This is a genomic window from Paenibacillus alkaliterrae, from assembly GCF_021532375.1.
Lineage (GTDB): Bacteria > Bacillota > Bacilli > Paenibacillales > Paenibacillaceae > Pristimantibacillus > Pristimantibacillus alkaliterrae.
Genome location: NZ_JAKGAP010000027.1, coordinates 16,952 through 40,511, shown reverse-complemented (window position 1 = coordinate 40,511; position 23,560 = coordinate 16,952). Strand labels below are relative to the sequence as shown.

At 49.1% G+C, this 23,560-nt stretch carries 20 protein-coding genes and 1 pseudogene; 5 read left to right on the top strand and 16 right to left on the bottom strand.

The genetic code is table 11. The annotated features are described in order from the left end of the window. Window positions 1–41 precede the first annotated feature (41 nt). The 6 genes from L1N85_RS13255 to L1N85_RS13230 all read right to left on the bottom strand — a co-directional run bounded on the left by L1N85_RS13255 (window position 42) and on the right by L1N85_RS13230 (window position 6,556). Entirely contained in the window at window positions 42–977 is a 936-nt protein-coding gene (locus L1N85_RS13255; protein WP_235238919.1) for a ribokinase, read from the bottom strand. A gap of 47 nt (window positions 978–1,024) precedes the next feature. After that, a complete protein-coding gene (locus L1N85_RS13250; RefSeq protein WP_235238917.1) occupies window positions 1,025–2,008 on the bottom strand; it encodes an ABC transporter permease in 984 nt (327 codons plus the stop codon). Continuing rightward, entirely contained in the window at window positions 2,005–3,513 is a 1,509-nt protein-coding gene (locus L1N85_RS13245; protein ID WP_235238914.1) for a sugar ABC transporter ATP-binding protein, read from the bottom strand. Before L1N85_RS13245 ends, L1N85_RS13250 begins: the two co-directional genes overlap by 4 nt. 79 nt (window positions 3,514–3,592) lie before the next feature. After that, window positions 3,593–4,693 (bottom strand): sugar ABC transporter substrate-binding protein, encoded by a 1,101-nt coding sequence (locus L1N85_RS13240; protein WP_235238912.1) that lies wholly within the window; start codon window positions 4,691–4,693, stop codon window positions 3,593–3,595. Between the two features lie 146 nt (window positions 4,694–4,839). Beyond that, complete coding sequence (locus L1N85_RS13235; protein ID WP_235238910.1) at window positions 4,840–5,760, bottom strand: sugar phosphate isomerase/epimerase family protein; 921 nt, start codon at window positions 5,758–5,760, stop codon at window positions 4,840–4,842. Between the two features lie 403 nt (window positions 5,761–6,163). Further along, a complete protein-coding gene (locus L1N85_RS13230) occupies window positions 6,164–6,556 on the bottom strand; it encodes a winged helix-turn-helix transcriptional regulator (RefSeq protein ID WP_235238908.1) in 393 nt (130 codons plus the stop codon). Window positions 6,557–6,672: 116 nt separating this feature from the next. Between L1N85_RS13230 and L1N85_RS13225 the strand changes: the two genes are divergently transcribed. Beyond that, window positions 6,673–7,689, top strand: coding sequence for a zinc-dependent alcohol dehydrogenase family protein (locus L1N85_RS13225; protein ID WP_235238906.1), 1,017 nt, complete (start codon window positions 6,673–6,675; stop codon window positions 7,687–7,689). Here the strand turns inward: L1N85_RS13225 and L1N85_RS13220 are convergent. From L1N85_RS13220 to L1N85_RS13180, 9 genes are all read right to left on the bottom strand, one after another. Next, on the bottom strand, window positions 7,683–8,942 hold the full coding sequence (locus L1N85_RS13220) for an extracellular solute-binding protein (protein ID WP_235238904.1): 1,260 nt from the start codon (window positions 8,940–8,942) through the stop codon (window positions 7,683–7,685). The genes L1N85_RS13225 and L1N85_RS13220 overlap by 7 nt on opposite strands. A gap of 19 nt (window positions 8,943–8,961) precedes the next feature. Then, the gene (locus tag L1N85_RS13215; RefSeq protein ID WP_235238902.1) at window positions 8,962–10,512 is read right to left on the bottom strand and encodes a response regulator transcription factor; all 1,551 of its coding nucleotides are present in this window, start codon (window positions 10,510–10,512) and stop codon (window positions 8,962–8,964) included. 49 nt (window positions 10,513–10,561) lie between these two features. Further along, the gene (locus L1N85_RS13210) at window positions 10,562–12,331 is read right to left on the bottom strand and encodes a cache domain-containing sensor histidine kinase (protein ID WP_235238893.1); all 1,770 of its coding nucleotides are present in this window, start codon (window positions 12,329–12,331) and stop codon (window positions 10,562–10,564) included. A 105-nt stretch (window positions 12,332–12,436) separates the two neighbouring features. Continuing rightward, window positions 12,437–14,224 carry a glycoside hydrolase family 66 protein gene (locus L1N85_RS13205; RefSeq protein WP_407946382.1) on the bottom strand — a complete coding sequence of 596 codons (1,788 nt, stop codon included), beginning with the start codon at window positions 14,222–14,224 and terminating at the stop codon, window positions 12,437–12,439. Between the two features lie 22 nt (window positions 14,225–14,246). Beyond that, window positions 14,247–15,080 carry a carbohydrate ABC transporter permease gene (locus L1N85_RS13200; protein ID WP_235238888.1) on the bottom strand — a complete coding sequence of 278 codons (834 nt, stop codon included), beginning with the start codon at window positions 15,078–15,080 and terminating at the stop codon, window positions 14,247–14,249. A 12-nt stretch (window positions 15,081–15,092) separates the two neighbouring features. Beyond that, on the bottom strand, window positions 15,093–16,052 hold the full coding sequence (locus L1N85_RS13195; RefSeq protein ID WP_235238886.1) for a carbohydrate ABC transporter permease: 960 nt from the start codon (window positions 16,050–16,052) through the stop codon (window positions 15,093–15,095). A gap of 79 nt (window positions 16,053–16,131) precedes the next feature. Beyond that, window positions 16,132–17,454, bottom strand: a complete 1,323-nt coding sequence (locus tag L1N85_RS13190) for an extracellular solute-binding protein (protein ID WP_235238885.1) — start codon at window positions 17,452–17,454, stop codon at window positions 16,132–16,134. 634 nt (window positions 17,455–18,088) lie between these two features. Further along, complete coding sequence (locus tag L1N85_RS13185) at window positions 18,089–18,817, bottom strand: ThuA domain-containing protein (protein WP_235238883.1); 729 nt, start codon at window positions 18,815–18,817, stop codon at window positions 18,089–18,091. Then, window positions 18,810–19,871, bottom strand: a complete 1,062-nt coding sequence (locus L1N85_RS13180; RefSeq protein WP_235238875.1) for a Gfo/Idh/MocA family protein — start codon at window positions 19,869–19,871, stop codon at window positions 18,810–18,812. Before L1N85_RS13180 ends, L1N85_RS13185 begins: the two co-directional genes overlap by 8 nt. Window positions 19,872–20,008: 137 nt before the next feature. Here L1N85_RS13180 and L1N85_RS13175 point away from each other — a divergent pair, with 137 nt between their 5' ends. Then, window positions 20,009–20,923 carry an AraC family transcriptional regulator gene (locus L1N85_RS13175; RefSeq protein ID WP_235238867.1) on the top strand — a complete coding sequence of 305 codons (915 nt, stop codon included), beginning with the start codon at window positions 20,009–20,011 and terminating at the stop codon, window positions 20,921–20,923. A 175-nt stretch (window positions 20,924–21,098) separates the two neighbouring features. On the opposite strand, the gene L1N85_RS13170 is transcribed toward L1N85_RS13175, so the two are convergent. Next, window positions 21,099–21,656, bottom strand: a complete 558-nt coding sequence (locus L1N85_RS13170; protein ID WP_235238860.1) for an NUDIX domain-containing protein — start codon at window positions 21,654–21,656, stop codon at window positions 21,099–21,101. Window positions 21,657–21,890: 234 nt separating this feature from the next. On the opposite strand from L1N85_RS13170, the gene L1N85_RS13165 reads away from it, so the two are divergent. From L1N85_RS13165 to L1N85_RS13155, 3 genes and pseudogenes are all read left to right on the top strand, one after another. After that, window positions 21,891–22,859, top strand: coding sequence for a M23 family metallopeptidase (locus tag L1N85_RS13165; protein ID WP_235238858.1), 969 nt, complete (start codon window positions 21,891–21,893; stop codon window positions 22,857–22,859). Between the two features lies 1 nt (window position 22,860). Beyond that, window positions 22,861–23,271 (top strand): bactofilin family protein, encoded by a 411-nt coding sequence (locus L1N85_RS13160; protein ID WP_235238856.1) that lies wholly within the window; start codon window positions 22,861–22,863, stop codon window positions 23,269–23,271. A 132-nt stretch (window positions 23,272–23,403) separates the two neighbouring features. Continuing rightward, window positions 23,404–23,556: pseudogene (locus L1N85_RS13155) on the top strand (lipoyl protein ligase domain-containing protein); the annotation flags it as partial. Between the last annotated feature and the right edge of the window lie 4 nt (window positions 23,557–23,560).

The window sequence follows — 23,560 nt, the reverse complement described above, 5'->3', positions numbered from 1 at the left end:
TTAAGCAATACAGCCTTATTCGTCTAAAAAAACTAATTCGATTATACCATATGCCCAGTTTCATTAGGAACGGACATTTCAAGCTCTCTTAATGTTGGCATCGCGGGCTGTCCACCGATTTTTGTTACGGTTATCGCCGCCGCCCTTGTCGCATACCCCGCCGCTGCGGCAATTTCTTTCCTGTCGAGAAGCTGACAGGCGAACGCACCAATAAAGGAATCGCCCGCACCGGTCGTTTCAATCGACTCAACCTCCATTGCTTTCACATGATCGTGGGAGGCGGCGTCAAACAGCACGCTACCGTTTTTGCCTAACGTAATGATCAGCAGCTCGCCCGTCTTGTCGTAGAGCTCGCGTCCACACTTCAACGCGGACTCCAGGTCATCAATCAACTCTCCACAATAGAAAGTAGCTTCGGATTCATTTACAACCAAACAATTCACCTTCGCTAGTGCATTCGCAGAAACGGCTGCAGCAGGGGCGGCATTAAGAATAACAAAACAGTCTAGGCTATGGGCCTTATAAATACAGTATTCCACGACTTCGATCGGAATTTCCAACTGTAGAATCACGATTGAGCTGCGTTTCAACAGAGACTCGATTTCATCGATTCTCTCTGTAGTCATCGCATAGTTTGCTCCCTTGGAGATCGTCGCCATCAGAGCTCCATCCTCTAAGGCATTAACGACCCCGACACCTGTCGTTGCATCCACTCGGGTGACGTAATCGGTATTTACGCCATAATCGGCCAAATCCTGCAGCAATTGATCCCCCAAAACATCCCGGCCAACTGAACCGACCAGGTAGGTGGTTGCGCCAAGCTTAGCGCATTGAACGGCCTGATTAGCCCCTTTGCCTCCAGACGTGATGGTCATATTATCAGCCGAGTAGGTTTCTCCCATTACGGCTAACCGCTGCTGCTTAAAGATTATATCGAAATTTAAACTGCCAATCACAGTAATGATCTTCTCTTTCACTCTGCCCACTCCTATCCTGCTGGCACCTTATCCACCTAGTGGTCCGATTATCTTTTCCCGGACAATCTTTTTCCAAAACCGCTGAATTTACTTTGAATAATTTCGAAATAAGCGGCTACTGCAATAATAGTGCCCATAGCGATATATTGCCAGAACGAATCTACGCCAATAACAACCAGACCTGTTTTTAGCGCTGATAATATCAGCGCGCCGAGCAGCGTTCCGAGAATGCTTCCTTTCCCGCCTGCCAGACTAGTGCCGCCAATAGCGGCTGCCGCGATGGCGTAAAGCTCATAGCCTTGCCCCGCTGCAGGCTCACCAGTGCCTAGCCGAGCCAGCATAACCATTCCGGCCAGCGCTGCCCCAACGCCGCACAAAGCGTAAGTAACCATTTTAGTGAAATCAACGTTAATGCCGGACAAGCGGGTCGCTTCCTCATTGCCTCCAATGGAAAACACAAAGGTGCCCGTTCTCGTCTTCTTGAGAATGATGTGGCTAATGATTGCAAAGGCTAACAAGATCGGGATTGATATCGGGAAATTCCCGACCAGATCCCCATCCATCATATCCCGATAGTTTTGAGGAATATTCAATACAGGCCAGCCGTTGGTGATGATATAAGCCACACCCCGAAATGCGCTCATGGTTGCCAGTGTTGCAATAAACGGCTGGAGCTTGAACTTAGTTACGAGCAGGCCGTTAAAGAGCCCGATCACCGCGCCGATCAAAATTCCTAAAATGATAGCCAGAATAGGATTCATCCCCTGTTTGGTTAGAAACCAGCCTACACTGACAATGACGATCGCCATGATCGATCCAATAGACAAATCGATTCCGCCCGTAATAATGACGAAGGTGATACCAATGGCGAGAAGTCCGTTGATGGTGCTTTGATCCACGATGTCCAGCAGGTTACCAGGACTTAAATAGATAGGATCAATAAGCGCGAAAATCGCAATCATCAGGAATAGGGCGACGAGCAAGCCTATTTCCCTGCCCATTCCTTTGGTCAAACGGTTTAATAAATTCATGACTTGTACTCCGATCCACCCATGGCGTAATGTAATATCGTTTCTTCATCCAGTTCCTGCCTCTGAAGCTCCTTAATCATTTTCCCCTCATGCATGACCATTACCCTATCGCTCATTCCGATGACTTCCGGCAGTTCAGATGACACCATGATGATTGATTTGCCTGCCGCCAAAAGCTCTTCCATCAGCCTGTAAATTTCGGCTTTGGCACCGACGTCAACCCCTTTGGTCGGCTCGTCAAAAATCAGGACATCCACGTCAGTGGTGAGCCATTTCCCGAGGACAACCTTTTGCTGGTTGCCTCCACTGAGATTATAGGTCATATAATAGGGATCTTTGGGGTTCAATTGAAGCTCTTTCGTGAGACGGTTGCAGTTGTCGATTTTCTGTTTGTGGTTGATGAAGCCTAGGTGAGAAAACTTTTCTAAAGAGGCAAGTCCCATATTTTCGGCATTGGTCAGATTATGAATAAATCCTTGCGTTTTTCTGTTCTCCGGAATCAGCCCGATGCCGTGCTTTAACCCCTGTTTCGGTGTCTGAATCTTCACCTTCTTGCCTTTCATATATATATTACCGGCCGTCTTCGGGTCGGCGCCGAAGACGGCACGAACAACATCGGTACGCTTGGAACCGACTAGACCCGAAAACCCCAAAATTTCTCCCTTGTTCAGTTGAAAGCTTATATTCTCAAAAACGCCAGTTTTGGAAAGATTCTTTACTTCCAGCACGATCTCATTTGTTTTCAATCCCAGCTTCTGACGTTCGGCGAACGCCGCAACGTCCCGACCCACCATGCTTTGAATCAGCTTCTGACGTGTCATTTCCGCCGTATGATAGGTGCCAACATATTTACCATCCCGCAACACCGTGATGCGATCCGAAATCTGAAACAACTCATCAAGTCGATGCGAAATAAAAATCACAGTGATTCCATTTGCCTTCAATTCTCGAATAATTTCAAACAACGCACGTGACTCGTTTTCCGTCAATGCTGCAGTAGGCTCATCAAAAGAGATGATGCGAGATTCGTGAAAAAGAGCCTTGGCGATCGAAAGCATCTGCATCTCGCCTGTACTCAGTGTACTAACCAGATCAATACTCCTGAACTTGCAGCGCAGACGCTCAAGTATCACGTCCACTTTGGCATGCAGGGTATTAAAGTCGATAAAGGGGCCTTTCTTCGGCTCATGCCCGAGTGCAACGTTTTGACCAACAGTCAAATCCGCAATCAAGCTCACCTCTTGATGAACCTTGGAGATACCGGCCTTAATCGCATCATGCGCATTCTTGAAGGCAGCCTTCTTTCCTGCAATCCAGACTTCACCTTCGTACTCGTTATAGATGCCATGCAGAATGTTGAGCAAAGTGGATTTGCCAGCTCCATTCTCCCCAATCAACGCATGTATTTCACCCTCCATCACATCGTAATTAATGTTGTCGAGCGCCTTAACACCGGGAAATGACTTCGATATCGTCTTGAAGCTAATGATTGGATTTGACATCATTCTCCACCCTCTTTGTGAAAAACAGCCGGAAGATTCAAGGAAATCTGTCCGGCTATTTCTTTTGGATCAGTTTAATTGATTATTCAAACTTCGCGTTCTCCCAGCCGATGATTTCCTCAGCCGGCGTATTCACATTAGTGCTATCGATTAAAGCCTGAGGCGTCCAAATGACGCGCGGCAGCTGCTGTCCTCCGAGGATGCGAAGCGCTACTTCCACGGAAATTTGTCCTTTGTATTTCGGAAAAGAATCAATCGTGGCTGACATTTCGCCTTTCTTGATGGACTCATAAGCTTCGCCGATGCCGTCAACGCCAACCACAAGGATTTGCTTGCCGGATGCCTTAACGGCTTCCACAATACCGAGTGCCATCGTGTCATTATTTGCAAAAATCGCTTTCAGGTCAGGATGTTTCTTGATCCAGGTTTCGGCGAGATCCCTCGCTTTGGACCGATCCCAGTCCGCGTTTTGCTTCTCTACAATTTTTACGTCCGGTGCATTCTCTTTCATCCAGTTCTCAAAGCCAGCCGTGCGTTGACGAGCTGCAAACGCTTTCGGCATGCCGATCACAATCGCGACTTCACCTTGATTATTTATTTTATCTGCAATCCACTCCGCCGCCAATTCTCCGTTTTCAATTGCTTTAGGGCCTACGAAATTCGGAGCAGTGGCGATCAGTCCGTCATTGACGTTAATGACCGGAATACCGGCTTTCTTCGCATCTTCCACACCTGGCGTCAAATTGCCGTCGGAAATTGGGGAGAGCAGCAAAGCGGAATATTTCTTATTGATCATATCTTTGACGACTGAAAGCTGGCCTTGCTCGTCCCCTTCGCCTTGAGCCGACCTGACGTCAACGCTAACGTCAATGCCGGATTCCTTCATCGTCTTGGCACCCAGCTCCATTCCTTCTTTCAACGTTCTCCAATATTCATTCTCGAATGCTTTGGACACACTGCCTAGTTTAATGGATCCTGACGGTTTCGGAACTACGCCATTTTGTTCTCTCATTTGCTTAAAATCGACGCCATCCGCCTCATCCGGATTGAAAGTTGCGGTTTCTGCCGGAGCGGCGGGTGCAACCGTGTCATTGCCTGCTTCGTTTTTCGAGGCACAAGCTGTTGCAAATATTACGATCAATAAGATCAATACAAGCGCTTTCAAATTACCTATTCTTCTCATTTTTGTTTCCCCCAATAATAGTATAGTCTCAAGCCATTCACCGAGGTAGATGGGACCAGGGTTTCCTTGAACTTATCATCGTCTTTACTCCCAGCCCGACTGCGATGCGGGCTGGGACAGCGCCTAAAAAATACTTTAATTGGTACTTATTTCAGACAGGCGAACATAATTGCCTGCGCTGCAACGGCATCGTTACGATCAATGATGGATTGAATTCGAATGATTCCGATTTCGTCAATCAACTGATCCAGTTTGTCGAACATGGCAATGTTCGCCTTGAGCTCTTCCAATGGCTGTTCACGGACCGGGAACGTATCGAAGTAGACAACTCCTTGATAATTATACTTCTTCAGATAAAAGATGAACTCGAGCGTTTGAATGAAGTTGACCGAGCCTACCATCAGGCCGTCATCATTGAGCTTATTTCCGTCATTCAAATGAACGCCATGCAGTTTGTTCCGCTCTGCTACCAAGCTTAGTCCATAGGATGGATTTTCGGCCTTCATCAGCATGTGGCAGAAATCCAGAGTGACACCCAGATTGGCAGCTCCTACATCTCCAACCATCAGCAGAGTATCTGCATAACTTGATATGAACGAATAGGCACGCGGCTGAAATGGTTTATACTCGATACTGATTTTCAAATTGGAACCGTAACGGCAAATTTCTTCGAATGCACGAGCGACTTGGTTCCATACTTGCGCATAATTGATCTGAAAGGAGTAATCGAATCCTTCATAACCCAACCAAATAATGATGTGTTCTCCGCCCAGTTCTCTGCAAACGTCAATTGATTTCTTGCACATTTCAATAGCTTTGCGTGCCACTTCCGGATCAGAGTTTCCAAGCTCGCCGTTAATGAACTCACTCCGGAACCTCGGGGCAATAGCGTTCAGCTTGATGTTGTTCCTTTCTAGTGCATCTTTGATGTCTTCAACCGAGTTTGTTTGAAAATGCTCCGGGTAATTCAGGTCCACATGAGTGAGGCCCGATACCGCAGCGATTTGATCAATGGTCTCGACGATAGAGCAATTGGAAAAAGAATTAAGTCTAGTTGCGAATTTCATGTATAACGCTCCTTGTCAGTTAGGTTCTCTCTTTTCCTACTTGAAGGCCGTGACCAGCCAATTCAATGTATAACGCTTACAAAATAGCTAACTGTGACCACCCCTCCTTCCCTTATGCCATATTCTTTGATCATTTTGAAATTTAATAAATATTAGTGACTTAAATATGAGAATATCGTAAGGCCTCGAGGTTCAATTTGTCAACAGTTTTCATTAAATTTCATATTATAATGACCATAAAAGATAATTAATAAATATTAGTGAACTTTTCTTATTTAAAATGAAAAGCCACATTGCCTGATAGCGAATGTGGCACTCGAACTACTCTAACTCAGAAATATCGCTAGTTATGTAGCTCCTCGGATGGGGCGTAATGGGACAGCCCCTTTTAAGTTTTGCGGAGCTATCCCTCATCCCGGCCGTTAGACCGGTCGTATTCCTCTCTTGCCCTCTCGACCAGCGGAAAATATTCAGCTGTCCACAGCTTCAGATGTTTCATCGTACCGATCAACGTTTCGCCAAGCGGAGTCAATGAATAATCGACAACGGGCGGCACGGTCGGCGTAACCTCGCGCCTCACTAAGCCGTCCCGTTCCATCTGCCGGAGCGTCTGGGTCAGCATTTTTTGCGATATGCCTTCAATCCGCTTTCTTACTTCCCCGTAGCGAAGCATTCCATCCTCTAACGCATAGATAACTAATGCCGACCATTTGCTGGAAATAATTTCAAGTACCCTGCGATAGCTGCATGCCGATATCGAAATGTCAGCTTGTTTGATTGGTATCGCATCTCCCACGACTTCTCCTCCTTACGCACCTGCAGGTTCGCAGCGAACAATAAAGTGCCTTCTTACCGAATTTTAGTTGATGTATTATTGTATGTCTATACCAACTATATGAGGAGAGATGATCGATGAAAGTATACGAAATTCAAGACGGCTTCGGACTCGAGCATGTGAAGGCGGCTGAACGCCAGGTTCCTGTGCCCGGCGCCGGAGAGGTGCTTATCAAGATGCGGGCGGTCTCGCTCAACTACCGCGATCTGGGCGTCATCGACGGGTTTTATGACCCCAACTTAAAGCTGCCTCTCATTCCGGTATCAGACGGCGTTGGCGAGGTGGTTGCTCTGGGCGAGCAAGCGGGAAGGTTTAAGCTGGGCGAAAGAGTCAGCGGTATTTTCACGCAGAGCTGGAAATCCGGCGAACTGATGCAGGCTGACTTGGGAAGCACGCTGGGCAACCCTTTGGATGGTATGCTGGCGGAATACGTCGTGCTGCACGAGAATGGACTGGTCCGCATGCCGGAGCATTTGAGCGACGAAGAAGCGGCCTCGTTTGCATGCGCGGGCGTGACGGCATGGCATGCCATCGCCGAGAAGGGCGGGGTCAAATCCGGCGACACGGTCGTCGTCCAGGGAACCGGCGGCGTCTCTCTATTCGCGCTCCAATTCGCAAAGCTTCACGGCGCTTCCGTCATCGTGACATCGAGCAGCGACGAGAAATTGGATCGCGCCAAAGCCCTTGGCGCCGATTTCGGCATCAACTACAGAAGCGTGCCCGGTTGGGATAAGGCCGTGCTTGAGCTCACCGGTGGCCGTGGCGCCGATCTCGTTGTCGATCTGGGCGGAGCCGCTACGCTGAACCAGTCGCTCGGGGCGCTGCGGGTGGGCGGACAGATCAGCTTGATCGGCATTTTATCCGGTACCCGCGTGGATGGCTTCAATATCGTTTCCGCGCTGGTCAAGCAGGCTCGTCTTCAAGGCATTAACGTCGGCAGCCGTGAAATGTTCGAGACCATGAACCGAGCGGTTGCCCAACATAACCTTCGACCGGTCATCGACCGGGTTTTCCCGTTTGAACGTTCCGTCGAAGCGCTTCGTTACTTGGTGAAGGGCACGCATTTCGGAAAAGTATGCATCGCTTTTTATTGAATCAATAGCTGATCGATTTTGCCCGCTGCTTGCGTTAAGCCATCCTCGACCGACAGCTCGCCTTGAAATATTTTGGCCATGTATACGGCGTAGATCTCGTCTATTCTGCTCCATGCCTTGACCGGCGGACGAAGAAAGGTTTGATCGAGCGCAACCGCATAGGGATGGATGAATGATTCCCGGTTCGCTTTCATTTCCTTTGCCTCCAAATTAGTCGGTATGAGACCGGTTTGCGACATCGCAACCTGCGTATCCTTGCGGATCATCCACTTCATGAATTCCCATGCTTGAATCGGATTTTCAGAGCCTCTCAGGATTACGAGATCCTCTCCGCCCAATACCGAGGATGGCCCGTAAGCAGCTGGAAAAGGTACCGCTATCGTAGACCGGACGGCCCGCTCTAATTCTCCCCCTTGGAATACGCTGTAAAACCAAGGGCCTTCATCCGTCATCAGGATGTTTCCCGTCTTCACACCCTCCCAATTGTCGGCGCCGCCTTTAATAACGGTTCGGTCGATCAACTTGTCATTGTAAAGGGATACCAGCTCCTCAACCGCCTTGATCGTGGCTGCTCCATTCAGATAGCCGGTTGCTGCCGAATAGGTATCATTCGTCATACGGCCTCCCAACGCATACACATACGGCAGGCTCGACCAGGACTCCATTCCGCCCATTCCGATTTTGAAGCGATGCTCTCTCGCGAGCTCGATTACCTCCTCGAAGGTAGAAGGAGGCACATCTAATCCGGCTTTTTCAAGCAGCGCCTTGCTAAATATGGCTGCCTTCGTATTCATGTTTACGGGCAATGAATAGTGGTGTCCTTCATAATAGCCTGCCGAGCCCGTATTGCTCTGCAAAAGCTTCGTCACATCCCCAAAATCGCTATAATCGCTAAGCGGAAGCAGCAGTCCGCTTTGCGAAAACTCGGGGACCCAAGCGATATCCATCCGAACGACGTCAGGCGCCCGATTCGCGGAAGCCTTGGAAATTAACGTATACTTCAATTCCGCATTATTCGCCTGCCTGATTGGAACGACGTGAATGAGAGGATTATCCTTCTCGAAGGAAGGAATAATGAGATCCTCCAAAATACGGGTTTCCTCATCGCTATAGGTATGCCAAAACGTAATATCGACATTTTGGCCATGCCTTAATCTTTCCACGGTGCCTTCCTCCGATATAATCGACTGTTGGCCGCAGCCTGTTATCATGAGGACGATCAGTACGATCATCCATCGCTTGCCGGCATGCATCTGAATCTCCCCCCATCAACTATTGTTGATGCTTCTCCCGGTATTCGACCGGCGTCATTTGCGTCATCTTTTTGAACAGCTTACTGAAATATTTCACATCGTTGAAGCCCGATTTTTCCGCAACCTCATAAATCTTATATTCATGTTGAACGAGCATCCGTTTTGCTTCATGCAGCCTCAAATCAATCAAATAATCGATGAAATTTTGACCCGACTGTTTTTTGAACAAATTTGAAAAATAGCTTTTGCTCACATGGATGGTATCCGCTACTTCTTGCAGCGTTAAATCATCGCGGTAATGAAGTTTAATGTACTCAATAGCTTTCGTGATTAACTGCCCGCTATGGCCTTTATCGTTCAGCCTCAGCTGATTCGGATGCTCCATCTCCTCTATTAATTGGCGGATGGCCGCCTCAAGCTGGACAACCGTATCGCATCGCCAAATGTGATCCCGGAAATCCGACAGCGTTTTTGAATCGCCGTTTAAATACGCATAGACGGAGAGTACCTCGCAGGCCTCTCTCCTTACCAGCTCCGGTGTCAGGCGGCCCTTCGTCCACCTCGAAACGAAGCCGTCGATTACGATTTTCGTGTTATTCTCGGCACGCAACTTCTCGACCATGTCATGCCTATTCATCATTTCCTCGTATTCCGGCTCACCTTCATGCTCATTCGACCGCTGCTCCCAGGCAAACAGCTGTCCAGTGCCTTCGAAAAACCGCCTTTCTCCGGCTGCACGGCTTCTATTCAGTCCTTTTTCAACCCGCTCGCTTTCCTTCTCCATGCAGTAGCCTATCGAAATGGAGGTGGATAATTCAGCGGCTGCACGAGCCTTGAAGCGTTCAAGCTTAGTTTCTGCCTCCTTCTCATAGGGATAGATGATGAAGAGACCTTCTCCCGTTAAGACCGGCGCGCTGCCATACTGAAATTGCTCGTAAAATAACGACTGCATATCCTCATACATGATGCTGATATGCAAATTCCCATATCGCTCCCGCCACTCATTGAGTCCATCCGACACGACAAAAGCACACACATATCTTTCATTTTGCCGGCCAAAAATATCAATAAAACGAAATTCCGACCGGCTGGATGCAAGTAATCGTATGATCTCCTGCTCGGAGCGTCTTCGTTCCAGCAAGGTCAGTTGATGGTCGAACTGTTTTTTCTGCAGCGCTTGCGTGCGGTTCTTCACCAGCATTTCTTTGCATCGCCCCAGTACGGCAAGGAGCTCCTCCGCTTCCAGCGACGGTTTGAGCAAGTAATCGACTGCGCCTTGCTTCATCCCCTCGCGGACATATTCGAACTCGTTGTAGCTGCTAATAAGAACAACCTTCATTTGCGGATTAACCTGCAGCGCATTGCGCGTCAGCTCCAGGCCGTCCATGACCGGCATCTTAATATCCGTTATTAAAATATCAATGGGACGGGAGCGAAGCAGCTCTAATGCTTCCAGGCCATTTGCACAATCTCCCGCTAAGGTGAGCCCTAGCTTCTCCCAATCGATAAAGTTTTTAAGTCCGTTTCGAATAATCGGCTCATCGTCCACAATCAACACGTTATCGTTCACGTTATTTCCTCCTCAAAGTTGCAGGCAGCCAGATCTGATTTCGTAAGCGTCAGCTGTGAAGACGTATAACGATTTGAATTTGCGTGCCGCTCCCTCTTTCACTGGCAACCGACATGCCCGAGCCCGCACCGTAATAAAGCCTCAAGGAATCATGGACATGCTGCAGCCCTATTCCTGCTTTAGCCGTGTCTTCCTTGGCATTCAATTGCTTCAGCTTCTCAACTGCTATGCCTGATCCGTTATCTTGGACTAGAATACGCAGCTCGCCCTGGCGCTCCGAGACCTTTATCGCTATATCGCCTCCGCGGTTAAGCGGCACAAAGCCGTGGAAGACCGCATTTTCCACAAGCGGCTGAAGCAGCATCCTTGGAATTTTCACCTGCTCCGTTCCAGGCTGCACATCCATAAACAATGCATACTTCTGCTCGTACCGCATTTCTAATATAACGATATATTTCTGAATGATTTCCAGCTCTTCCTCAAGCGCAATCATTTGTCCGTTCTTGCCCATGTTCGCTTGAAGCAGCCTGGTCAGAGCCGCTAGTCCCTGATCCGCCCGTTCCATCTCGCCCGCTCGAATAAGCCATCTTAGCGTGCTGAGCGTATTATAGAGAAAATGCGGATGAATCCGATACGTGACCGCGCGCACCTCCGCTTCCAGCTTCTCGTTCTGCTCCTGCTCCACCCGTCCCATGAGCTGCTCGATTTCATCCAGCATTTTATTGAAATGCTTGCTCATGAGTCCAATTTCGTCCGAAGAGGTTAATGCTGTCCGAACGGATAAATCCCCCTGCTGCACGCGCTTCATCTCCAGCGTCAATTGCTTAATCGGTTTTGTAACCCGCTTCGCAATCAGAAGGCCAATGAGCACCGCCAATAAAGCAAAGCAAGCCGAGGTTATTAAAATGCGGCTGTGCAGCTTGTCTAACGCCCCCGTTATTTCAACCGTTGGCACCGTACCGACCAGCAGCCAGCCGTTGCTCAGCATTTGCTTCACGCCATAATAATGTACGCCTTTATCGGAGTATTCGAATTCAACCGCATCATTGTGCACGATAAGCTCATGCAGGTGAGGATCCTCAACGTTTCGGCCTATTCGAGAAAGGTCGGCATCGATCATAATTTTACCCTCGGGATTCACGACTCTATAACGGCCTGTATCGCCAAGCTTGACCTGATTAATCGTATTAATAATGGCCTTTCCGTTTAGATTGACGACGAGCAAGCCTATTTGCTGAAGCGACTCAAAGTCTTTCAGCGTACGGCTAATGGGAAGCACGAGATCTGTATTTTCCCCGCCGCCGCTAAAAGGATCCTTCCGTAAGGCTTGCCAGACCAGCCCTCCATCCAGCCTTTTGGACTCCGTTACCCATTCTTGTTGATTAAGATCGACCTTTCGCAGTTTAGGCGTGGAGAACGTGCCGCTGCCCCAGCCGATTCCGCCGCCCTTTACGATATAAACGATTCGCACGAACGAGCTTGAATAAACGACGTTATTAAGCAGTGTATTTAAAGATTGCGACATCTCTGCCTGCGTGCTTAGCGGACTTGAGCTATACTCCATCGCCGCTTTTTGCACTTTCAAATCACTGTATATTAAATCGGATGTATCGCTTCCCGCGTTGAAAATAGAAGACAGGGCATCCGCGGTTTGTTTCGTAACCTGAACGGCAGATGCTCTGACATTTCGTTTCACAAGCGCGGAAGATTCCAAATAGAAAGAGAACCCCGATAAAGTGGTCGGAATCAGAATGATCAATAAGAAGGCTAAAATCATTTTCGAAGCAAACCGGTTGGATATTTTCCCGAAGCGCGCCATATGCTGTCCACCTTACGTAAGGAGATACTCCTAGTGTACCTAAAAACCAAAGCGAACGAAAAGTTTCTCGTATCGCTTTGGTTTGTCAGTTCGGCTCATACGGTATTATTTGTAGCTAATCGTGATTAGATCCCAATACTTCAAGCCCGGAAGCTTAAAGGCTAGGCTGCCGTTATTCTGCTCGAAGCTCAGCTTAACAGGCGAGCCATTATAATAATCCGGGGACGCGAACATGATGTCCGCTACCTCCCGCTCCGTCGGAATGAAAATATCTACATTCTTGCGCTCCGCAGGCGTCGCTTGTTCACCTCTGTTGTCTTTCCATTCCATCGTAGTCGCATCGGAGAAATTAATGAAATGAACGATTTCGCTTTCACCCTTCCGCTTCGCGAAGGACCAGATCTTGCCTTGCTCCGGCTCAGCAGAGATTTCAACGGCCCCGGTACCCGATGCGGCCGTCTCCGATTCCTCCAGCCCGTCTCTCAACAGGTTCTGGTACGCCACCAGGAAATCATAATAACGAATAAGCTGCTCCTCCAGCTCGGCCGGAATCGTCAGGTTTTTGTTCGGAAAATATTCCTTCGCGAGCATGTTTTCCCCGAGCTCGAGATGCGAGCCGCCGGATGCGAAGATGACTGCATCGGTCAGCAGGACGCCCGGCGTATTGAATTCACCTGGCGAATTCGCCAGATCATAGTTCATGTACGCCGCAAGTACCGTGTTAAGCTTATTTTTACTGTACGCGCTGTTCTGGTCGATAATGTCCTTCAAGCTGCCATATTTCGGATGCCCGTCCCATACTTCCGTGTACAAAAATTCGAGCGGAGCCTGAGGAGCCATGAACGCTTGCCCATACTGCCCAACCGCATTCATGACATAATCAACATCCAGCTTTTCCTTTGCCGCTTTAAGGAAAGACACATACCCTTGCGTCAGCTTCACGCTCTCACCGTCAGCGTTCCACAATGCTCCGCGGTCGCCCAATTGATCGACATGCCAGCCGTCAAATTTCAGATGCTTAAAGACTTCGATTTCCTTGTCGATCAGATAGGTCTGCCATTCAGTATTGCTCGGGTCATACAGCATAATGTCGCTCGCCCAGTTGTCCGGCAACGGATGCTTATCCTGATTCGTTTGCGTCGGATCCTTGTACAGTCCCCACTCCATCATCACACCGTCGGCTTCCGCACCCTCATAGGCGCCAAACAGCAGGTTATAATTCATCGCCATCATGTTCTTGCTGTGCGCCAGGTCGATGTAGCCTTTGATCGTATCAAAGGAAACCGGCCGGTTCGCGATGTCCGGCCATTCCTTCGCCGGCTGGTCTCCGTCCATTTTCAAAGGCTCGTGATGCTTGTATTGCCAGTCGTAAAACTGAATGCCATTAATATGAAAACGATTCAAGCGATCGATAATCTGTGACATTTCTTCCTCGCTCATGCTATGGAAGTCGGCCAAATAGCCGTAGCGGGGAAACTTTTTCCAATCTGCAGAAACATCGATCGCGACGTTCAGATGATCCTTCACTTCGCCCTTTGCTGTAATAAATACTTCTGCCATATAGCCCTTGCCGTTTTCCTTCGGAGGCGCCCAATCCCAGGTGACTTGTTCGCCTTCAGCCTTAATCTCCTGCCCGCCGATCTTCTCGCCGAGATGGCGATACTGAACGATCACCTTCGCCTCCGGCTCGGCTTTGCTCAAATCAAGCTTGAAGCTGACCTTCTCGCCGGGGCGGTACGCCGCTTTGTCCGTGGTCAGTCCGCTCATCATCCTTTGGCTGACCACTGTCTCCGCTTCGATCTCCTTCTGATTGCTGCAGCCCACTGCCAGAATGAGCAAGCAGCTCAACGCTGCTACTGCAGTCGACTTCTTTTTTTTGCTGATCACATTCATCTGTCCTTCCCTATTCGTCTGTTTAACCCTTCACTCCGCCTTCGTTAAAACCGCTCTGCACGAATCGCTTCTGGAAAATGATATACAGCAGCACGGTTGGTATGAGCGCGATGATAGATGCCGCGAATACCCATGAATAGTTAGTCGCATACTTGTCGTTGAACATGAGCAGCGCGACTGGCAGCGTCCGCAGCGCTTCATCCTTGATGATAACGAGTGCCGTGAAATATTCCTCCCATGTGCCCTGGAAGGACAGAACCGCAAGCGTTGCGATTGCCGGCATCGATTGCGGAAGGTAAATGTTCCAGAAAATTCGCCAGCTGCCTCCGCCATCGATCAGCACGGACTCCTCGTACTCCTTTGGAATGCTTTGAAAAAAGCCGCGGAGGAAGAACGTGCTGCCGACAACGCCGCCGCCGATATAAATCAACCATAGACCCCAGTACGTGTTAACCAAACCGAATGATTTGATAATTAGAAATTGCGGGATAATGTTAATCACGCCGGGAATCATCATCGTCAGAAGAAACATCCGGAACAGCAGCTCTTTGCCCGGAAAGGTAAATCTCGCAAACCCGTATGCCGTTAAACAACCGAGGAACAGGCTTCCCGTCATGGACACGATCGTGACGAGCGAGCTGTTCAGGAAATACCTCGCAAAATTATTTTTGCTCCATACAAGCTGGTAGTTATACAGGTTTGGAATGACTGAGAATACTTCCTTAGGCCGCGGCAGCGAATACGCCCCTTTGATAAAGCTGGTCATAATCATATAGGCGAAGGGGAATAGGAAAGCCAGCGCTCCAAGCACGATAATGCCGTAAACCAGGAGCTGTATATGCCATTTTGTTTTCATCGCTTCCCCCTCCTACAAAAACCGCTGGTTGCCGAATTTTTTCATCTGGGAATACGTGAGCAAGAACACGGCAATCCCCATCATGACGGCTACCGCAGATGCATAACCAAAGTTAAAGTTCTTAAAGGCTTGCAAGTACATAAGGCTCGGCAAGGTTTGCGTCTGATCCATCGGGCCGCCCCGCGTAATAAAGTAAACCTGCGGGAAAAAGTTAAACGCGCCGTTAACCAGGTTTATGATAACGAATGCGGTTACGGGGCCAAGCATAGGAACCGTAATGCTCCAAAACCGTTTAGGTCCGTTTGCGCCGTCGATTTGCGCCGCTTCATAATATTCCTTCGAAATGCCCTGCAAGGCCGCCAAATAGATGACTACGCCCCAACCAACCGTTTTCCAAATATGAAACAACCAAATGACGATCATCGCCGACCAATAGTTAGAAAGAAAATTAACCGGTTCTTGAAATAGGCCAAGCTGCTTATAAAAAATAAAGTTGATCAAGCCATACTCACCGCCTGCGAACAGGAAGCGGAACAAGAAGGCTACCACGATCCATGACGTAATGATCGGCAGATAATAAATCGTACGGAATACAATTTTGTGCTTGACGAAGTGAATATTGATTAATACCGCAAACACGATGGCAAGAAACCAGTTGATCGGCACCGTTACCGCGACGTTCAAAAATGTATTTCGTATGGCCATCAACACTTTATTGTTCGGATCCGTAAAGGCGGATACGTAGTTTGCAAAGCCAATGAATGGACTTTCCGCGTTAGGCATAATGCTGTATTCCTGGAAGCTTATAATAATATTTTTGATCATCGGGTAGATGACGAATACGGCCGTACCCAAGACACCGAGGAAGATATAAGGCAGAACCATTATCCATTGCTGCATGCCCTTTTTCAACTTTACGCCAGCCGGAATCCGCTGCGCGGATTTCGGCTGGCCCGCCACTGGTATAGACATAGTGATGCTCCTTCCCTATCCTTTAGCTAAGTGAGCCTTCGCCTACCCTATGCGATAGACGAAGGCTCCGGTATTGAAATTACTTGGTCAAGATGGCTTCGATGTTTTTCGCTGCCTCGTCGAGCGCTTCTTTCGGTGCAAGCTCTCCGCGAATCGCTTTTTCAAAGGCAAGATTAACAATCCCTTCCATTTCGCCGTATTGCGGAATCGGCGTACGCGGCAATGCCGTTTCCAGCTGCTTCACGTATTCGGTAACGAATGGCTGCTCAAGAAACGCCGGATCGTTTGCTGCCGTTTTGTTCGTAGGGATAAGGCCAAGCTTGCTCATAATCTTCTGCGGCTCGTCGCCAAGCATCCATTTCGCGAATGTCCAAGCTTCTTGCGGATGCTTCGAGTTTGTAAAGATAACGAGATCCTCGCCGCCTACGACGGAACGGCTGCCGCCTGCGCCTGCAGGAATCAGGCCGCGAACCGTTTGCTCCAGCGGTTTGAACGCGGATTCAGCTTCGTTCATCAGAATGCTGTAGAACCAAGGACCGTCATCGATCATCATGTAATCGTTGTTTTTCATGCCGTCCCAAGCGCCTGGCTCGCCGCCGAGAATTGTAGGCGTTACCAGCCCGTCTTTGTTCCATTGCACGATCGTTTCAAGCGCTTTCACGCTCTCCGGGCTGTTTAAGTAGCCTTCTACTTTGGTATAATCCTCGTTCGTCAGCGATCCGCCAAGGCTCCAGAAGTAAGGAGAAGCTGCCCATACGTTCGCTCCGCCGATGCCGATTCCGCCCGGCTTGCCTTTTGCTACCGCAAGCTTCGCCGCTTCTACGAACTCATCCATCGTTTCCGGCGCTTTCGTTACGCCGATTTCATCCAGTACGGATTTGTTGTAAATCGCGATTTTCGTATTCGTGTTGACCGGAACGCCATAGTAGCCGCCGTTATAGGCGTTCGTCTCCATCGGAGCCTCGAACACGCTGGCTTTAATGTCATCAAAACCTTCATTTTTGCTGATATCTTGAAGCGCGCCCATCTTTGCAAATTCCGGAACCCAGATAATGTCCATCCGCATCAGATCGGGTGCCGCATCGCCCGCTACGCCTGCGATAATCTGCTCCTTAAGCCCTTCATAAGGCATTCTTGTAAGCTTCAGCTCGATTCCCGGGTTTTGCTCCTCGAAGAGCGGCTTGATCTCTTCTGCCAGCACCTTCTCTTCCTGATCGCTGTAGGTATGCCAGTATTCGATCGTGACCTTCTTTCCGCCGCCTGCCGGAGCGTTACCGCTTTCATTTGCCGGCGTGTTTCCGCCGTTACCTGCCGGCACGTTATTGCCGCCGCCGCAAGCGGTAATGGTGAATGCCATGACTGCTGCCAAAACCCCATAAGATATCGTTTTGTACCATTTCATATCGTTGACCCTCCTCTTATTTGTGCTGCTCCTTTATTATGCGTAGAACGGACTTTCCGAGAAACCGTTTTCATCGTGATAAAGGTGTCGTATTTTACTCCGTTTGAGATGTGGAAAATTTGAAAAAAGAAAAAGGTGTCTTATTTTTCTGTTCGAACAGAAAAATAAGACACCTTGAAACCAGAAATTAGATCGCTATTTCGCGCTATACCCGCACTCCGACCACCGAAATGCACTCATAACCGACGATTCCGCTGCCAGTAGAGCTAATTTTTAGCTCTATTTCTCTCCAAGTAACCAAAACAAGTAAAATAGAGCTATTTATTAGCGTTATACCCTTCCTCCGACCACCGTAATGCCTCAAAACCGCCGAATCCGATGCCAGTAGAGCTAATTACTAGCTCTATTTCTCTCCAAGTAACCAAAACAAGTAAAATAGAGCTATTTATTAGCGCTATCCCTCACTCCGAGCGTCGAAATGCCTCAGAACCGCCGAATCCGCTCCAGTAGAGCTAATTTTTAGCTCTATTTCTCTCCAAGTAACCAAAACAAGTAAAATAGAGCTATTTATTAGCGCTATCCCTCACTCCGAGGTCGAAATGCCTCAAAACCGCCGAATCCGCTGCCAGTAGAGCTAATTTCTAAGCTCGAGTGGCGCTACACGGCCTGAGGATAGACTCGCTCCCTGAACGGGTGCCGCCCAGCGAACCCCGTTAGCGATCACCTTCAGCACGTCGGGATGATGATAAATGGGGAATGTCTCATGTCCCGGACGGAAATAGAACAGCTTCCCTTTCCCTCTCCGGTAGCAGCAGCCGCTTCGGAACACCTCTCCGCCCTCGAACCACGAGATGAATATCAGCTCATCCGGGGCCGGTATATCAAAGCGCTCTCCGTACATTTCTTCCTTCGGAATTTCAATATAATCACCTAGGCCGTCCGTTATCGGATGTCCGTGCTCTATGACCCAAATCCGCTCCTTCTCGCCGTCATCGCGCCACTTCAGCGACCCCGTCTTCGTCCCCAGCAACGATTCGAATATTTTCGAGCCATTACCGGAGTGCAGCACGATGAGTCCCATTCCCTCCAGCACACGAGCGCGCACTTTTTCTACAATGTCGTCCCGTACCTCCGAATGAGCCAGATGACCCCACCAGATGAGCACATCCGTGCCGTTCAACACTTCGTCGCTTAGCCCATGCTCCGGTTCATCGAGTACAGCCGTCCTCACTTCAAAGCCATCGAATGTCTTCAAATATCCGCGGATCGCATTATGGATACCTTCAGGATAGATGCTTGCGACATGCTCATTTTGCTTCTCATGCCGATATTCGTTCCATACCGTCACCTTTAGGTTAGTCATTTCTGGAAGCCTCCTGTTCAATGGTAATCCACCGTTCCTCCGTAAACGACTGAACGATAGCGTCGAGCGTCAATTGATTGATATAACCGTCCTCGATCGTTGCGTCGAGTCCATCGCCCTTGCCGTTCAGCAAATCGAAGAACGACTGCATTTGATTCGCTTTGAATGAAACTGGGATTTCCAGCTTTCGGAACTGCTGCTCCTCCCCAAGCTTCACATGAATCGTATCCTCTTCCTCAAGGTTATAGACGAGCGCGCCCCGCGTGCCGTAAATCTCGACCTGCTGATAATTTCCGCGCCCATAGGCGAAACGGGATATGCTCATCGACGAGGATGCGCCATCCGCGAAATGGGCAAGCACATGACAGAAATCATCGACATCCACCTCTCCTTTGCCCTCGCCGCTTAGAAGATCGCGCTCCTTCACGACCGTGCCCGCATCGGCGATTACCCGTACCGTTTCTCCAACGAGAAAGCGCTTAAGATCCAAGATATGAGAGCCCAAATCGCCGAGCGCGCCCGATCCGGACAGCTCCTTGCGGAATCGCCATACGAGCGGGATATCTTCACGGATAGCCCAGCTTTGCAAATACTGGCTGTAAACGTGATTGATTTTGCCTAGAGCGCCTTGCTCGATAAGCTGCTTCGCAAAACGAACCGCGGACTTGTACCGATAGGTAAAGCACACCATATGCGGCAGCGGCCCGGCCTCCAGCGCCTCTCTAAGAACAGCCGCTTCCTTCGCATCAAGCGCGATTGGCTTCTCGAGCGCAAACGGCTTACGATACTTAATCGCGTCAAGGGCGATCACAAAATGATTGCTATTCGGCGTGCCGATCGTCACGGCGTCCAGCTCCGAATCCTTTAACATATCCAAATGATTAACGTATCGCCTTGCCGGCGGAACGTTCAGCTCCCCGCCTTTGGTCAAAAGCGCTTCTTCATTGCAGTCGCAAATCGACCATACTTCTGCATCCTCGCTTGCCAATATCCCTTCCATATGAAAATTCGCGATGCCGCCAAGCCCGATTACTCCGATTTTCAGCTTCTTCATATGCATCATCCCATCCTTAAGGTCACTTTCATTACAAACCCAGTATAGTTTGTGTTAGAATGAACGGGAATGTCAGATGGAGACTCTTTTTGTACAAAAGCGACTTTTTAGAGAGATCAGGGAGGGGGAGACTAACCTTGCTAGCCATTAACGTGGATATGGTTCCTCGCATAAAAATCTTAGGGTTTATTGCCTACAAGAGCCCGTGGATTCACTTCAGACGCAATATAAACGAATACGTGCTCTATTTCATCCGAAGCGGCGAGCTTCATCTCAAGGAGGAAGACAAGCATTACGTTCTGAGGAAGGGCGACATGTTTATTCTTGAGCCCAATAGGGACCATGAAGGCACCGCAAAGCATGTATGCGACTATTACTACATTCATTTCGAGCATCCGGATATAAAGTCGGTTCAAATCGCCGATATGCAGGCGCTAGCCAACTATTTTATCGTAGAGCATGAGCAATCTCCGTTCATCGAGCATAAACCGGCTATTGCGGATATTAATCCGTATGGGTGCTACTTTCCGAAATATCATACGATTTCTGAGAAAACCAGATTTCAGCAAACGCTGCACGCGATGAATGAAATGCTGCAGCTATATAAACGCAGACATTACAATCGAAGCTTAACGGCATTAAGATTCACGCAGCTGCTCATCGAGCTGTCGCGCGAAGACTTCATGGATGAGCTGCAGAGGAACGACCGCCTTCATTCCAAGTCGATTGTGAAGGTTAACGCCCTGCTTGATTATATTCATCAAAACTACCAAAGTAAAATAACGGGCCGTGACATCGAGCTCGCATTCGAGAGCAACTATGACTACTTAAACCGTGCCTTCAAGCAAGTAACCGGCCAATCGATAAGCCGCTACATAAACGCTGTACGCATCAATCAAGCAAAGGAACTCATCGAGACAACCCCGCTCAGCATCGGCGAGGTCGGCTATTTAATCGGCATCAACGATCCTTATCATTTCAGTAAGTTGTTCAAGAAACATGCCGGCCTCTCCCCTACCCAATATTTCAAGCTGGTCAGGAAAATCGAGTAGGAAGGGGGCCTGTCCCGTCTATTTAACAGAAGCATACATGCCGAAATTCAAATTCATTTACATGTGGGTAACATGGATTTTTATCAAAAAAAAAGACCTTCCGCAAGAAGGCCTTCATTAAGAGAGCTATGCTCCATGTATTTTATGCGGCAAGCAAGAAAAACGTACGTGTACTTTATACTCGGTACAATCCGTATCCATTCAGCGGAACGACAGGAGCCGGATCGACGGTCAAACCTTGCGTGCGGCCATGAAAAGCAACATCTGCGAGCCAGCGCGTAAAGCCGGCGACGTTCATCGTCTCCAGCTCCTGCAAGCTGAAGAAGCCGGCCGCGTCCACTTCTACGTTATCGGGTATCGGCTCGCCGCTTACATATTCCATTTCGAACGCGATATAAATGTTATGAATGCTTCTTGGCTGGTCCCGCAGCGCTACGACGCTCTTAACGGCCGCTTCTACTCCGCATTCCTCCAGCACCTCCCGCTCTATCGTCGCTTCAATCGGCTCCAATTGCTCAATGTAACCGCCCGGATTCGTCCAATAGCCTCTTCCCGGCTCTTGCGCTCTGCGCACGAGTAATATTTTACCGTCCTTGATGACCAGCGCCCCGACACCGATACTATAGCTTCCCCAATGAACGAAGCTGCAACTGATGCATGCCCGTCTCATTGTTCCGTCAACGTCTCTTGTTTCCAGCTCATCGCCGCAGGCCATGCAAAATTTCGCTTCCATCTATGTCACCTCTAAATTAAGCTTTTAACTCAACCGATTATACTGGCTTTTCCGGCCTTTGCCTAGAAGGAAGAAGAAGATATGCCCTCCTGCAAACAAAAAATTCGACATAATCCAACACAAATTCAGCAAAACTGCGTAAACCTTCCAAAAAATAATGTAAAAAGAAGGACTTTTGTAGGTGTATGTCGAATAATTTCTGTCGGCAAGCTTGGTAAATATAGGAGGAACGTCATGGGTTGGCTCTCTAAACGATTCACATTCGTCATCATTCCGGATGCGAAGCATTCCGTTCAACAATATCGCGTATCCGGGCTCTTTATCCTGCTGGTACCGTCCGTTATTTCGCTTCTCCTTTTATTCGCGCTCGTATTTTTCTTGTTATTCTCCAATCGCGCTTTGCTCACGAACGAGCTCAAAGCTCAGTTAACTGCGATAGAAACCCGATACGAGCAGCAGCTAACCGTGAAGGAAGTTCACATATCCAGCCTTCAAACCAACCTGGTTCAACTATCGGAGCAGGCCCATACGATGGAGAACAAGTTGGTCGAAATTAACGAGCTGGAGGCACAGCTCAAGCAGCTGGCCGGAATCGATATGAAATCTCCTGTTACACTATCTAGCCTGGCTACAGAACAAGGCGGCGAGGAGCTTCAGCTCCCTGAAGGATCGACAGAGAAGCTTATTGCTCAAACAAGCAAGCAGTACTCAAGCCTCGATCTGCAGCTTGATTCTTTAATTCCTCAGCTCGAGGATACGAAAAAAGCGGTCATGAATTACCAGCAGCTCTTAAAAACGACGCCGACCATCTGGCCGACCGACTCCCGCAAGGTAACCTCCCTGTTCGGCATTCGAAAGGACCCGTTCACGAGGCGGGCTACCTATCATAACGGCCTCGATATCGGCGGAAAGACCGGCGACCCGGTTTATGCGGCCGCGGACGGTACGGTTACCTTATCCCAAAGAGATCGCATATTGGGCATAAATGTCTTGATCGATCATGGCCAAGGCATTCAAACCCGTTATCTTCATCTGAATAAGCGACTCGTAGAAAGCGGCGATAAGGTCGCCAAAGGCCAACTCATTGGCGAGCTTGGCAGCACGGGCCGAAGCACGGGACCCCATCTTCATTACGAGGTATCCGTGAACGGCAAGAACGTTAACCCGAAGCCCTATATCAAAGCAGATCGAGAGGAGCCTTAAAATGTTTAAAAGTAAAGGCGCTAAAATTAACCCCGACTCAACCGATACGCTGGTTGGCGAAGGCTCTACGTTTGAAGGGAAAATCAAATCCGAGGCCGGCATTCGCGTGGACGGCCATATCATGGGGGATATGGAATCCTCAGGAAGCATTACAATCGGAGAGAACGGCATCGCCAGCTCCAACGTGGCAGCCCGCGATCTCGTGCTTGCCGGGAAGCTGACCGGAAACGTCGTGGTAATGGGAACGCTGACCATTCGCGCTTCCGGCACGCTTATTGGCAATATATCCGCAGGCAGACTCATTATAGAGGCAGGCGGCGTATTCCATGGGACGAGTTTGATGGAAGGGATGGATGCGCCAGTTCCGGCGGAGCAGGAACCTGCAGCAAGTCTTGCCGTATCCGTTTCTTAAACAAATGACAGGAGCATTCGTACGGACATCACCGTCCGTACGGATGTTTTTTTGCTTGGCAGGTTTGAAAAGCGGCTTATCGGACGAGTATAATTCCCATACGAGCTTGCCTGCAGGAGGAGAAGAAGAACGATGCGTTTCATTAGCAATAAGGGCATTACCGATCCGTCGATAAACCTGGCATTAGAGGAATATATATTGCGCTCGCTTCCTGATAACGAGGACTACCTGCTCTTCTACATCAACGAGCCGTCGATCATCATTGGCAAGAATCAGAATACGGTCAGCA

What these genes read in the sequence shown, in the direction of transcription:
- L1N85_RS13250 (WP_235238917.1), bottom strand. Translation starts at nt 2,008, where the DNA reads ATGAATTTATTAAACCGTTTGACCAAAGGAATGGGCAGGGAAATAGGC.
- L1N85_RS13245 (WP_235238914.1), bottom strand. Translation starts at nt 3,513, where the DNA reads ATGATGTCAAATCCAATCATTAGCTTCAAGACGATATCGAAGTCATTT.
- L1N85_RS13240 (WP_235238912.1), bottom strand. Translation starts at nt 4,693, where the DNA reads ATGAGAAGAATAGGTAATTTGAAAGCGCTTGTATTGATCTTATTGATC.
- L1N85_RS13235 (WP_235238910.1), bottom strand. Translation starts at nt 5,760, where the DNA reads ATGAAATTCGCAACTAGACTTAATTCTTTTTCCAATTGCTCTATCGTC.
- L1N85_RS13225 (WP_235238906.1), top strand. Translation starts at nt 6,673, where the DNA reads ATGAAAGTATACGAAATTCAAGACGGCTTCGGACTCGAGCATGTGAAG.
- L1N85_RS13220 (WP_235238904.1), bottom strand. Translation starts at nt 8,942, where the DNA reads ATGCATGCCGGCAAGCGATGGATGATCGTACTGATCGTCCTCATGATA.
- L1N85_RS13210 (WP_235238893.1), bottom strand. Translation starts at nt 12,331, where the DNA reads ATGGCGCGCTTCGGGAAAATATCCAACCGGTTTGCTTCGAAAATGATT.
- L1N85_RS13205 (WP_407946382.1), bottom strand. Translation starts at nt 14,224, where the DNA reads ATGAATGTGATCAGCAAAAAAAAGAAGTCGACTGCAGTAGCAGCGTTG.
- L1N85_RS13200 (WP_235238888.1), bottom strand. Translation starts at nt 15,080, where the DNA reads ATGAAAACAAAATGGCATATACAGCTCCTGGTTTACGGCATTATCGTG.
- L1N85_RS13195 (WP_235238886.1), bottom strand. Translation starts at nt 16,052, where the DNA reads ATGTCTATACCAGTGGCGGGCCAGCCGAAATCCGCGCAGCGGATTCCG.
- L1N85_RS13190 (WP_235238885.1), bottom strand. Translation starts at nt 17,454, where the DNA reads ATGAAATGGTACAAAACGATATCTTATGGGGTTTTGGCAGCAGTCATG.
- L1N85_RS13185 (WP_235238883.1), bottom strand. Translation starts at nt 18,817, where the DNA reads ATGACTAACCTAAAGGTGACGGTATGGAACGAATATCGGCATGAGAAG.
- L1N85_RS13180 (WP_235238875.1), bottom strand. Translation starts at nt 19,871, where the DNA reads ATGAAGAAGCTGAAAATCGGAGTAATCGGGCTTGGCGGCATCGCGAAT.
- L1N85_RS13170 (WP_235238860.1), bottom strand. Translation starts at nt 21,656, where the DNA reads ATGGAAGCGAAATTTTGCATGGCCTGCGGCGATGAGCTGGAAACAAGA.
- L1N85_RS13165 (WP_235238858.1), top strand. Translation starts at nt 21,891, where the DNA reads ATGGGTTGGCTCTCTAAACGATTCACATTCGTCATCATTCCGGATGCG.
- L1N85_RS13160 (WP_235238856.1), top strand. Translation starts at nt 22,861, where the DNA reads ATGTTTAAAAGTAAAGGCGCTAAAATTAACCCCGACTCAACCGATACG.